At 47.6% G+C, this 12,829-nt stretch carries 8 protein-coding genes; 3 read left to right on the forward strand and 5 right to left on the reverse strand.

The features are described from left to right. Positions 1-266 precede the first annotated feature (266 nt). Together LCF41_RS20215 and LCF41_RS20220 are read left to right on the forward strand one after the other, a co-directional pair. Entirely contained in the window at positions 267-1,487 is a 1,221-nt protein-coding gene (locus LCF41_RS20215; protein WP_225086054.1) for a hypothetical protein, read from the forward strand. Then, positions 1,484-3,661 carry a hypothetical protein gene (locus tag LCF41_RS20220; RefSeq protein ID WP_225086055.1) on the forward strand — a complete coding sequence of 726 codons (2,178 nt, stop codon included), beginning with the start codon at positions 1,484-1,486 and terminating at the stop codon, positions 3,659-3,661. The genes LCF41_RS20215 and LCF41_RS20220 overlap by 4 nt, the downstream gene beginning before the upstream one ends. Positions 3,662-3,762: 101 nt before the next feature. Here the strand turns inward: LCF41_RS20220 and malP are convergent, their stop codons facing one another. The 4 genes from malP to glpE form a co-directional block, all read right to left on the reverse strand. After that, positions 3,763-6,285, reverse strand: a complete 2,523-nt coding sequence (malP, locus tag LCF41_RS20225) for a maltodextrin phosphorylase (protein WP_225086056.1) — start codon at positions 6,283-6,285, stop codon at positions 3,763-3,765. Between the two features lie 42 nt (positions 6,286-6,327). Next, positions 6,328-7,086 carry a DeoR/GlpR family transcriptional regulator gene (locus LCF41_RS20230; RefSeq protein WP_225086057.1) on the reverse strand — a complete coding sequence of 253 codons (759 nt, stop codon included), beginning with the start codon at positions 7,084-7,086 and terminating at the stop codon, positions 6,328-6,330. Between the two features lie 24 nt (positions 7,087-7,110). Next, on the reverse strand, positions 7,111-7,944 hold the full coding sequence (gene glpG / locus LCF41_RS20235; RefSeq protein ID WP_225086058.1) for a rhomboid family intramembrane serine protease GlpG: 834 nt from the start codon (positions 7,942-7,944) through the stop codon (positions 7,111-7,113). A gap of 66 nt (positions 7,945-8,010) precedes the next feature. Continuing rightward, positions 8,011-8,334, reverse strand: a complete 324-nt coding sequence (glpE, locus tag LCF41_RS20240; RefSeq protein WP_225086059.1) for a thiosulfate sulfurtransferase GlpE — start codon at positions 8,332-8,334, stop codon at positions 8,011-8,013. 444 nt (positions 8,335-8,778) lie between these two features. Here glpE and glpD point away from each other — a divergent pair, with 444 nt between their 5' ends. Next, positions 8,779-10,281 carry a glycerol-3-phosphate dehydrogenase gene (gene glpD, locus LCF41_RS20245; protein WP_225086060.1) on the forward strand — a complete coding sequence of 501 codons (1,503 nt, stop codon included), beginning with the start codon at positions 8,779-8,781 and terminating at the stop codon, positions 10,279-10,281. Positions 10,282-10,370: 89 nt separating this feature from the next. On the opposite strand, the gene glgP is transcribed toward glpD, so the two are convergent. Then, positions 10,371-12,818 (reverse strand): glycogen phosphorylase, encoded by a 2,448-nt coding sequence (gene glgP, locus LCF41_RS20250; protein WP_225086061.1) that lies wholly within the window; start codon positions 12,816-12,818, stop codon positions 10,371-10,373. Positions 12,819-12,829: the final 11 nt, after the last annotated feature.

A 12,829-nucleotide genomic window follows, 5' to 3' on the forward strand; every position in this document is an offset into this window, starting at 1 on the left:
AAAGATGAATGTAGATGATAACACATAGCTGTCTTCCTTCATGTACATCCCAACCAACAAGTTAGCGTAATAAACAGAATCGGTAAAATAGTCATTTTTTATCTAAACAAGTAATTTCACAGTTGTAATTTTCAACAAATGTAAATAGAAATCTCAATTAATAAAATTATGTAAAAATCATAAAAACAGGAACAAGCCATATAAAATAAAACCCACTCAATCAGAAATTTATTCTCTGCTGATTAAAATCATTATAAGGAATATTTATGATTACATTACCTGCATCATTAGATATCGCAAAATTAGAGCAATTTATAGCTAAAGTAGACAGTGTAAGCAGTGACACAATGCTAGAACTACCAGTTGGCTCAAACAACTTTGCCTTTGGCGGTTATGCCGCAGCAGTTCAAGCTGTAAATACATGGGCATATGCTAATAATGAAAGAAAAATCTTTCTAAAGCATAGCTCTGAAAATAAAGAAGAAAGATTAAGAGATATAATAAGGAGTCCGCATAAATTTACAGCAGTCATGATGGCAAAAATAATAAAGACATCTCATGATGACATAGATGATATAAGAAAAGAAATCAATGCACTGGCAAAAAAAGAAATAGACAATCAGTCAGAAAAATTATACGGCCAAAACAAAGGGAGATTATGCTGGTATTCTTTTGTTGATCACAGCACAAAAGGTTTTGATAGGAATTTTTATTCTGTATCTTCTGAGCATTACCCAGAACCTCACGATATAGAGAAAATAACTCATATTATTAAGGCAATGGTTGGGCAATCAGCAAAAGTTGCCGGAGGGAACACTCTTCCTAGTGAAAAAAATATAGAAAATTTAGGTAGAATGTTTTATGAGTTTTTTGTTAACACACATGAACATGGAAGTCGTGGGATGGATAGAAGTCAATGGCTAAAACCTGCAACAAGATTAATCTACACCTATGGAATTAACCTAACTGAAACTGCAATTAATAACATCACTGAAGATGACAAAATCATAGAAAAATATATATCAAACTTAGAATCAACTAAAAAATCCTCTCGCAGATTTGTTGAGATCAGTATTGTAGACTCAGGTCTAGGATATTGTGGACGTTGGTTAGCTGATCATCCACATGAAGGAAATATTGATGACATTAGTATATATAATGAATATAACATCCTAAAAAAATGCTTCCAATTCAGAAGTTCATCAACAAAAAGTGGAGTAAAAGGTAATGGCCTACCTGCCGTTATGGCAAATCTAACCCTTTTGAATGGTTTTATGCGAATACGCAGTAATCGACTATCGGTCTATAGGGACTTCGTCAATCATCCATATCGTTCCCACTCTGATGATATCTATGAATTTATCGACTGGGAAAATAATGAAAGTTGCCCAAAAGGATTAACAGCACACCCAAAAGCAAGAGGGGTTTCTGTTACAGTATTAATACCTCTTTATGATAAGGATGAATCTAAGGAGCAAGTAGAATGAGTCGTTACTTTACTTTTAGATTCAGAAAATCTCCCGAAGTCACTAGGCAAACCCTAGTAATATTCTGCCATTCAGACATAATCCCATCATCGCTGACAAAAATCATTAAAGATGATATTGATACAAATTTCTCACCTCAAGATATAATTATATTTGGAAAAAAAATCAACAACATTACAGAGAGACAATTAACATTAAACAAAACGTTTACTGATGAAATATCATCATTCATTGGAGGGAATGATAGAAAAATACATTTTCTTAATTTTAACAACGAAGGTAAAATAAATGAATTACTAGTTAAAGACACGGAATTTGAATATAGAGAATCATCTATAGATTTATGTAAAAAAATAATGCTAGCGGGAGCAAAAGAAATATTTAAAAATAGAAAAGGCCTGATTACATCCCTCCCTAGCTATCATTTCGTAAAACCATCTGGTGATCATTGTGATAAATTCATTAGAGCATCGAATCTTTTTACGTCTAGTGTAGAAACTGAGTTCTTATCAATTTCACTGCTACCTTATTTAAAACCGAACATAAAAAGAATATATGTTGACACGTCTTCCATTTCTTTTTTAGTTAGTATCGCACTACAGCTATCTGATAAATTTAACGACGCCCAACCAATAATTGAGAGTTTTGAATCATATTCAGTTTTTAAAAAAAATTACAATTTCATTTCTGATGATGACAGTTTAGTAGTCATATCAGCAACCACAAGTGGTGGCCTTGCTAAACAGTTAATCAAAGACACGACCTTTACAAATAAAAACATTATCACATTATTTTACTCATCTATCCCTGAGGATCAAAATGGCTTATATGACATATCCCAAGCCATTGCATCAGGAATATATTCAAAAAATTCAAAAGACTGTAAATTATGTCGACAGGGTTCAAAAACAATAAAAATTGAAGGTGAACAATTCATACCAGAAACCCCCAAGCATGAACTTTTAGTCATTAGAAAAATCGATTTTAATAAAGACAGGCAAGATTTTTTTAAGAAGTTCGCAACTAAAGGAATATTAAAAGTCAACACTGGGAACAATGAACCCTTGATAAAAGAGCATTTTTATATCGATATAGATTCCTTATTCATAAAAAATAACGAACCATTTAAAAGCTCCATTAGAAAAAAAATAAATAAATATTTCTCAATAGACATTGGGAAAATAATCTATATTAATGATAAGGGTTCTGAAAAATTAGCAGATGAAATAAAAAAATCAATTAACGACAGAAATTTTCCTATCGAGAAAATTTCTTATTCTGATGTTCAAGAAGAACACCTAAAAGATCATAGCTCAGTGATGGTAGTGATAAGCGCAATCACATCAGGAAGGCAGCTATTAGCTTCAGCTCGAAAATTAAGAGGGATCAATCCTTTTTCAACCATCACTTATATGGTTGGTTTTTCAAAACTACCGACAGAAGAATCTCTTGAACAGCTAAAAAAAGATTTGTGTCTTGGCGGACACGAATTAGTCATTCTTCACAGTTGTTATCTTCCTCGCTATAGCGAAAAAACAAAAACAACCTGGGATATTGAAAAGGAAAAACTCAGTTCATTTGATCAATCCGACCCATTTTCCGAAGTAGCGGATAATTTTCCTTTACCACCGAATTTATCTAATAGGCTAAAATTACTTGAAAAAACTTTGTCAGATGACGATCTATTTCTTACGTCGACGAATGGCGAAAAACTAAAACTTAGAAATACGTTTGCATTCTGGTCTGATTTAAATTTAAACATTGATGACTCAACCCAAGCCGATGTTTATTGGACAATTCAGTCTATTTTACATGATTTGAGAGTGAGAAATGATAAGGGTCTAGCTACAACCTATCACTCAACATTACTCAGTCCAGTATGCTTTGACAGATTTAACGATGGTGTAATTCAATCATGTTTATTACGAGCAGCCAAACAGACAGAGTTAAATTACGCAGTGGATGAAGGCTTTAGCAGAAAGATCACCGACATAATTATATCTGTAGTCAAAAACCATGATAATCCTCAAGGCGAAGCATGCATGGAGTTTTTATTATCACTCTGGACTAAGAGATTAAACATTCAGGAAGACCACCTAGAAGAAATTGTTGAACTAAAAAAAGGAATGACATCCCTAGATATTAAGTTCCTATTAGAAAATTTAGAAAAATAAATAAGTCATCGGATATTAGAGGAGTCATAATCTCCTCTAATATTTTACGATAATTCATTCTGTCTACTACATAGATATATGCATAAATGTAAAATTTTCACCTAACGATGCGCCTGCCAAATGCGCGTCTGGTAATCATGGATCGCCCGGTCCGAACTGAACATCCCCATTTTGGCGGTATTCAGCACACAGCGGCGCGTCCATTCATCCGGCTCACGGTAAAGCACATCAACACGCTGTTGCACCTCGCAGTACGGTGCAAAATCGGCCATTAACATATAGGGATCGCCCAGCTTCAGCAGGCTATCCAACAACGGGGCAAACGCGTTTTTATCCCCCTGGCTGAACGCGCCGCTCGCTAGCTCATTCAGCACTTCACGCAGCAGCGGCGTCACGGCAAGGTAGTCAGACGGCTCATAGCCCTGCGCCTGCAACGCTTTTACCTGTTCAACGGTGTGGCCGAAAATGAACAGATTGTCTTCACCGACCTGCTGCGCCATTTCCACATTCGCCCCGTCCAACGTGCCGACGGTCAGCGCACCGTTCAGCGCCAGCTTCATATTGCCCGTGCCAGACGCCTCTTTGCCTGCCGTTGAAATCTGCTCAGACACATCCGCAGCAGGAATCATCCGTTCAGCCAGCGAGACGCGATAGTCCGGCGGGAAGACGACCTTAAGGCGATCGTTAACACGGCGATCCTGATTAATGACCGCAGCAACCCGGTTAATGGCGTAAATGATGTTTTTCGCTAATACATAGCCCGGTGCCGCTTTGGCACCGAACAAAAAGACGTGCGGCACTATATCCAGATGCGGATTGTCACGCAATTGACGATATAGCGCGAGAATATGAAGCAGATTCAAATGTTGGCGTTTGTATTCATGCAATCGTTTGATTTGCACATCAAACAGCGCCTGCGGATCGATCACAATGTCGTACTGCTGACGCAGGTAGGTTGCCAATTGCGTTTTATTATCGGCTTTGATTTGTCGATAACGCTCACGAAAGCCGGCATCGTCAGCATAGGGTTCCAGCCCTTGCAGTGCGGGCAAATCATTCACCCACGGCGTGCGCAGCGTATCGTCGATCAGCGCGGACAGCGCCGGGTTACACTGTTTTAGCCAGCGACGTGGCGTAATGCCGTTAGTAACGTTATGGAATTTGGTCGGCCACAGCTGATGGTATTCAGGAAACAGATCTTTCACTACCAGCGCCGAGTGCAGCGCGGCCACGCCGTTGACCGCAAAGCAACTGACGACGCACAGGTTTGCCATGCGAATCTGGCGCTGATGGCGGATGGCGAGCTTCGCCCACACCTGTCGATCGCCGGGCCACTTGTCCTCGACCAGCGCCTTAAACTGGGTATCAATTTGCCGGATGATCGACAGGTGGCGAGGTAGTAGGCGGCCAAACAGCCGTTCGTCCCAGCGCTCAAGCGCTTCCGGCATCAGCGTATGGTTGGTATAAGCGAAGGTGCGTCCGGTTATCGACCAGGCTTCATCCCACGGTATCTGATGCTCATCCAGCAGCAGCCGCATCAACTCAGGGATCGCCAGCGTCGGATGAGTATCATTAAGCTGGATGACTTCGTAATCCGGCAGCGTGGACAGCGCACGCCCCGCCTTAAGATGGCGGCGCAGAATGTCGGCCACCGAACAGGCACAGTGGAAATACTGCTGCATCAGGCGCAAGCGTTTGCCCGCCGCGTGATTGTCATTCGGATACAGCACGCTGGTCAGGCTGGCGGCAGAAATGCCCGCCTGGGCCGCGCGCAGATAGTGCCCCTCGTTGAATAGCGTCAAATCAAACGGATCGCGATGCGTCGCGCGCCACAGACGCAGCGGCTGCGCGGCGCCGTTGTGATAGCCAATCACCGGCAGGTCACAGGCTTCGCCTCTGAAAACGGTATCCGGCAGCCAGCGCAGGGTGCCGTCCGTCTGGGGTTGCAGACGCCCGCCAAACCCGACATCCACCGCCAGCTCCGCACGCGGTACAAACCACGGATAGGCGTCGCGCTGCCAGTCATCGGCAGTTTCCTGCTGCTTTTCTTGCGCAAAGTGCTGACGAAACAGGCCATACTGATAGTTAAGGCCGTACCCCGTTGCAGGCTGCCCTACCGTCGCCATCGAATCCAGAAAGCAGGACGCCAGCCGACCTAATCCGCCGTTGCCTAAACCCGGATCGGTTTCCTGTTCAAGAATATCGCTCAAATTCAGCCCCTGCTCCGTCAGCGCAGCGGCTACCGCGTCATACCATCCCAGATTCAGCAGGTTGTTGCCCGTCAGACGACCGGGCAAGAACTCCATCGACAGGTAGTTCACATGACGCTGAGGCGTATGGGCAGTGGACGGCGTTGGCGACGCGGTATGCATCAGCAATTGTTCAGACAGCGCAAGGCTGACGGCACGCCAGCACTGTACTGGCGTCATCGCGTTAAGCGACGCGACGCCAGCGAGTCGCTGTTGGCGTCGCAGCGCGGCGGCAAATTCTGATGCATCAAAGGCAATGGGGGGAGGAGCGGAAGACACGGGCTGCGCTAAAGCCTCTGGCTTTTTTGCCGTCGCTGAACGCGTTGACGATCCTGATCGCTTTGCAGAACTCGGCTTTCTTGAAGAATCTGACATCGTGCCTCCTCCGTTGTCCGTCATGGAAAAGGCACATCGGGCTCAACACAACTCCAACTGTACCTTATGTTGTTCAATGATTTTCAGTACGCTGGCTGGTGGTGACTGATCGGTAAAAAGATAGTCGATCAAATCCATGTTGCCCAAGTTCACCATCGCATTACGGCCAAACTTGGAATGATCCGTCACCAGCATGACGCAGCGAGAATTTTCAATAATCGCCCGTTTTGTGCGCACTTCATGGTAATCAAACTCCAGTAATGACCCATCCATGTCAATACCGCTGATGCCCAAAATGCCGAAATCCAGACGGAACTGAGAGATAAAATCCAGCGTCGCCTCACCCATGATACCGCCATCGCGGGTACGCACTTCGCCACCGGCCAGAATCAGGCGAAAGTCCTCTTTTGCCGTCAGCAACGTTGCCACGTTCAGATTATTGGTCACCACGCGCAGATCCTTATGCTGCATGAGCGCATAGGCCACCGCTTCAGGCGTCGTGCCGATGTCGATAAACAAGGTGGCGCCATCTGGAATCTGGCTCGCCACCCGACGGGCAATGCGCGCTTTTTCGTCCGACCACATCATTTTACGGTCATGGTAGGCCGTATTGACTGAACTGGACGGCAAAGCCGCGCCGCCGTGGTGGCGATGGATTTTATTCTGCTCAGCCAAATCGTTCAGATCGCGACGGATGGTCTGCGGGCTCACCGCAAAATGATCCACCAGCTCTTCAGTACTGACATACCCCTGCCGACGCACCAGTTCAATAATGGCGTCATGCCGTTGTGTCTGCTTCACATTTATCCCCTAAGACGCCCCGGTTTACCGGGGGTTTGTTTTATTATACGTGTCCCAAAAGGCCATCAATAGCCCGACAACCAGCCCAGCCACATGCGCCGCGTTCGCGATCGACATGCCTAAAATATCGAAATATCCGGCAACCAGCCACAGTAAAGCGAAGGCCATCAGACTACGCGGCATCGATAAGTCGCCATCTGGCTCCCTTTCTCCTCGCAGCCAGACGTAGCCCATCAGGGCATAAACCACGCCAGACAGACCGCCAAAATAGATACCGCTGAACCAGGACTGCGCCCAGCCGCTGACCAGCGCGGAAACCAGCGTGATGACCAGCAGTTTGCCGGTTCCCAGCACTTTTTCAACCGGCCCGCCCAGATACCACCACCACATCAGATTGAACAAAATGTGCAGCAGGGAAAAGTGCAACAAAGCATGACTGAACCAGCGCCACAGCTGTAGCTGCTGCCCCTCAGCCGGAAACGCCAGCCACGTCATTACGCTCTCATAGCCTGAGATCTGCATCAGGATAAACACCGCAATCGTTACAACCATCACGGATAACGTCAGCGGCCCTGCCTTTTGTTTCAGCGTTTGCAGGTAAGAATAACGTTGGTATTGAATACCGGTATCCATCGATCCGGTTTGCCAACTGGCCGCCAAATAGCGCGGGTTCATCGGGTCACGCAGAAAAATCTCCAGCGCTTCCTGAACCTTGCCGAGTTGGGTTTCATCCTCCAGCCACAGCTCGGCTTCATGCCCCTGAGGCCGCATTTCCAGATGAACCTGCTGCGTACGCATGTAATCAACAAATGCCTGAGCCAGACGCGGGTTGGAGAGAGAAATAACGCGGATTGTCATAACAGGAAGCGCCAGCGAGTGGGTTGAGTAAGAAACATGATAATAAAAATGCTAATTGTCATGCGCTCAGGCCTGCGCCTGCGTGTCTTGCGGGTAACGATTCTGCCAGGCTTCAAAGCCACCATCGATACTGTACACCGAATCGAACCCCAGGCTAATCAGGTACTGTGCCGCATTGCGGCTGCTAATACCGTGGTAGCAAATCACCATGACCGGTGCTTCTAAATCAGCTCCACGTACAAAGTCAGACAGGGTTTCGTTCGTCAGGTGCGTCGCACCGGGAACATGGGCTGCGGCAAAGCTCTGTGGATCGCGAATATCAACGACGACGCCCCCTTCCTGCCAGCGAGAATGGGCTTGCTCAAGACTAATAGCTTCAAATTGTTCCATCGAAAGTGACAACCTTGTTAATAATGGACAGGATGTTCGTAACAACTGGCGTCATTGTAACCCGCCTTCAGCGGCATAAAACCTATATGATTATAAGGTTATTTATAAAAACAGTGCTTCACTAACGTGAAGCGTGATGACAAAACAGCACAACCCCAGCCAAATCCCCTAATGCCGATCGTTTAAGCATCGAGATACACGGGGCGACCACAGGGGGATGCCTCCCTGCGGGAACCTCCCCCTGTGTTTCCCCCTAATAACGGGCTTAAGTGACCAGTATTAGCCTAATACCCCTTACTTTAATGTGACAACTATCATCATATTGTTAGCTTCATCACGCATAAATGTTTTTATTTGGTTAACCATTGGCTGATTTGTTTGTTTTCGATTATTATAATGCTCGAAAACGAACATTTTGATTTATTCGAGGGTGGAGGAAGAAACGTGGAAACCAAAGATCTCATCGTTATCGGCGGCGGAATTAACGGTGCAGGCATCGCCGCAGATGCGGCTGGGCGGGGGTTATCAGTCCTGTTGTTGGAAGCGCAGGATCTTGCCTGTGCCACGTCCTCCGCCAGCTCCAAGCTGATTCACGGCGGCCTGCGTTACCTTGAGCACTATGAGTTTCGTTTGGTCAGCGAAGCGCTGTCTGAGCGCGAAACGCTGCTGAAAATGGCTCCGCACATTATTTTCCCGATGCGTTTTCGTTTGCCTCATCAACCGCACCTGCGCCCGGCCTGGATGATTCGCATCGGCCTGTTCATGTACGACAACATTGGTAAACGCGTTAGCCTGCCTGCCAGTAAGGGACTGAAATTCGGCGCGGATTCCGTGCTTAAGCCTGAATTGAAGCAAGGCTTTGAATATTCGGACTGCTGGGTGGACGATGCGCGTCTGGTGGTGTTAAACGCGCAGGAAGTGACAAAACGCGGCGGTGAAGTCCGTACCCGCACCAAAGTCACCCGCGCACGCCGTGAGCAAGGCGTGTGGATTGTGGATGCGGTCGATTCACTAACCGGTGAAACCTTCACCTGGCGTGCCAAAGGTCTGGTGAACGCCACCGGCCCGTGGGTGAAAGAATTCTTTGATGACGGCCTGCAACTGAAATCGCCTTACGGCATCCGTTTGATCAAAGGCAGCCACATCGTGGTGCCAAAAGTCCATAACCAGCCGCAGGCGTATATTCTGCAAAACAAAGATCACCGTATTGTGTTCGTGATCCCGTGGCAGGATGACTACTCGATCATCGGTACGACCGACGTGGAATACAAAGGCAATCCACACGATGTGAAGATCGACGATAACGAAGTCGGCTACCTGCTGGATGTGTATAACGACCATTTCAAACAGCAGTTGACGCGTGACGACATCGTCTGGACTTACTCCGGCGTGCGTCCACTGTGTGATGACGAGTCCGATTCTCCGCAGGCGATTACCCGTGATTACACGCTGTCTGTCGATGATGACAACGGTCAGGCTCCACTGCTTTCCGTGTTTGGCGGCAAGCTGACGACGTACCGTAAGCTGGCAGAACACGCGCTGGAGAAGCTGCACAAATACTATCCGCAAGCGGGTAAAGCCTGGACGAAAGATGCAGTATTGCCGGGTGGTGATATCGCTGGCACGCGTGACGACTATGCCGCTGCGCTGCGTCGTCGCTTCAACCTGCCGGAATCACTGGCGCGCCGTTACAGCCGCACTTACGGTTCAAACAGCGAGCTGATTCTGACTAACGTGCAAGGCCTCGGAGATCTGGGTGAAGATTTCGGTCATGACCTGTATGAAGCGGAACTGCGCTATCTGGTCGAGAAAGAGTGGGCCGTCACGCTGGACGACGTCATCTGGCGCCGCACCAAGCTGGGCATGCGCCTGAATGACGCACAGAAACAACGCATCAGCGACTGGTTAGCCAACCACCGCCAACAGCAAATGGCAAAAGCGGGTTAATCAGCAGTTACCGCAAGCGTCTTTTACTGCCGCAAATACAAAAGCGCCGTAGGCAAAAACCTACGGCGCTTTTTCATCTCAATGCACAATCACAACCGTATCGGTTTGATATTCCAGATATCCTCTGCATATTCGCCGATGGTGCGGTCAGACGAGAAATAGCCCATGTTGGCAATATTCTGGACGGCACAGCGCGCCCATTCGTCCTTGTTCTCATACAGTTCATCCACCCGATCCTGCGTATCCACATAGCTGCGATAGTCCGCCAGTAGCTGGTAGTAATCGCCAAAATTCACCAGTGAATCAAACAGGTCGCTGTAGCGCCGGCTATCATCAGGGCTGAAAACACCTGTGGTTATTTGCGTCAGCACACGGCGCAACTCTTCGTCCTGATCGTAATATTGCCGCGGGTTATAGCCACTCTGGCGGAGCGCTTCAACCTGTTCAGCCGTATTACCAAAGATAAACATATTCTCTTCGCCAATATGTTCCAGCATTTCGACGTTCGCCCCATCCAACGTACCGATCGTCAGCGCGCCGTTCAGGGCAAACTTCATATTACTGGTCCCGGAGGCTTCCGTCCCCGCCAGCGAGATCTGTTCAGAGAGATCGGCTGCCGGAATAATCAGCTGTGCCAGACTCACGCTGTAGTTCGGGATGAAGACCACTTTCAGTCGATCGTGCAATGCCAAATCGTTGTTTATCACCTTCGCGACGTCGTTGATCAGGTTAATGATGTGCTTCGCCATGTAATAGGCCGATGCCGCCTTGCCCGCAAAGATGGCAACGCGCGGTACACGATCGACATCAGGATCGTCTTTAATGCGGTTATAGAGCGTAATGATGTGCAACACATTCAGTAATTGCCGTTTATATTCGTGAATGCGCTTAATCTGCACATCAAACAACGACTCAGGGTTAACCACAATATTCAGGTTTTCCGCCATATAAGTCGCTAAGCGCACTTTGTTCTTCAGCTTCACCTTACGGATTTTCTGCACAAACGCCGGATAATCAATGTGCTGTTTCAATTCGCTCAACTGACTCAGATCGGTGCGCCAGTTGTGGCCTATTGTGTCGTCCAGCAGTTTGGAGAGCGATGGGTTAGCCAGCGCCAGCCAGCGCCGTGGCGTCACGCCGTTGGTCTTGTTACAGAATCGATTAGGGAAGAGGCGGGCAAAATCGGCAAACAGAGACTGTACCATCAGATCGGAGTGTAACTCCGATACGCCGTTGACCTTATGGCTGGCGACCACAGCCAGCCATGCCATCCGCACTTTACGTCCGTTGTTTTCATCAATGATGGAAACCCGCGCCAGCAGATCGTTGTCATCGGGAACTTCTTTCTGAACGTACTCCAGAAAATGTTCGTTGATTTCGAAAATCAATTGCAGATGGCGCGGCAGAATTTTACCCAGCATATCGACAGGCCAGGTTTCCAGCGCTTCCTGCATCAGCGTATGGTTGGTGTAGGAGAAGACTTTTCTCACCACCGTCCACGCTTCTATCCATTTGAATTTGTGCTCATCGATCAGCAGACGCATCAACTCAGGGATGGCCAGCACCGGATGCGTATCGTTCAGGTGGATAGCGAACTTCTCCGCCAAATTGCTGTACGTTTTATGCATCATCCAGTGACGGTTCAGGATGTCCTGCACCGTGGCCGAAACCAGAAAATATTCCTGACGCAAACGCAGTTCGCGGCCTGAATAGGTGGAATCATCGGGATACAGCACACGCGACACGTTTTCCGAGTGGTTTTTATCTTCTACCGCCGCAAAATAGTCGCCCTGATTGAATTTACCCAGATTGATTTCGTTACTGGCCTGTGCGCCCCATAGACGCAGTGTATTGGTGGCATCCGTATCAAAACCGGGAATGATTTGGTCGTAAGCACACGCGATAACTTCTTCCGTTTCCAGCCAGCGCATTTTGCTGCCTTCCTGCTGGATACGGCCGCCGAAGCGCACTTTGTAGCGCGTGCTGTGGCGCGGGAATTCCCACGCGTTGCCGTATTCCAACCAGTAGTCCGGCGATTCCGCCTGCTTACCGTTAACGATATTCTGTTTGAACATGCCATATTCGTAGCGAATACCGTAGCCGCGTCCCGGCAGCGCCATCGTTGCCAGCGAATCCAGGAAACAGGCCGCCAGACGCCCCAGGCCACCGTTCCCTAAGCCGGGGTCATTTTCTTCCTGTAGCAGATCGTCCAGTTCCAGCCCCATGCCATCCAACGCCGCTTTCAGATCGTCATACAATCCCATCGCCAGCAGCGCGTTCGACAGCGTCCGCCCCAGCAAGAATTCCATCGACAGGTAATAGACCTGCCGCACATCCTGCGAAAGCTGTGCACGGTTCGAGCGCAACCAGCGTTCCACCATCCGGTCACGCACGGCTAGCAACGTGGCGTTCAGCCAGTCATGTTTATTCGCAATGGAGGGATCTTTCCCCACGCTAAACATGAGCTTGTAAGCAATGGAGTGTTTCAGCGCTTCCACACTGAGCGTTGGTGAAGTATAGATAAACGGCGAGTTCATAATATTCATTC

The sequence above is a fragment of the Pectobacterium colocasium genome, from assembly GCF_020181655.1.
GTDB classification, from domain to species: domain Bacteria; phylum Pseudomonadota; class Gammaproteobacteria; order Enterobacterales; family Enterobacteriaceae; genus Pectobacterium; species Pectobacterium colocasium.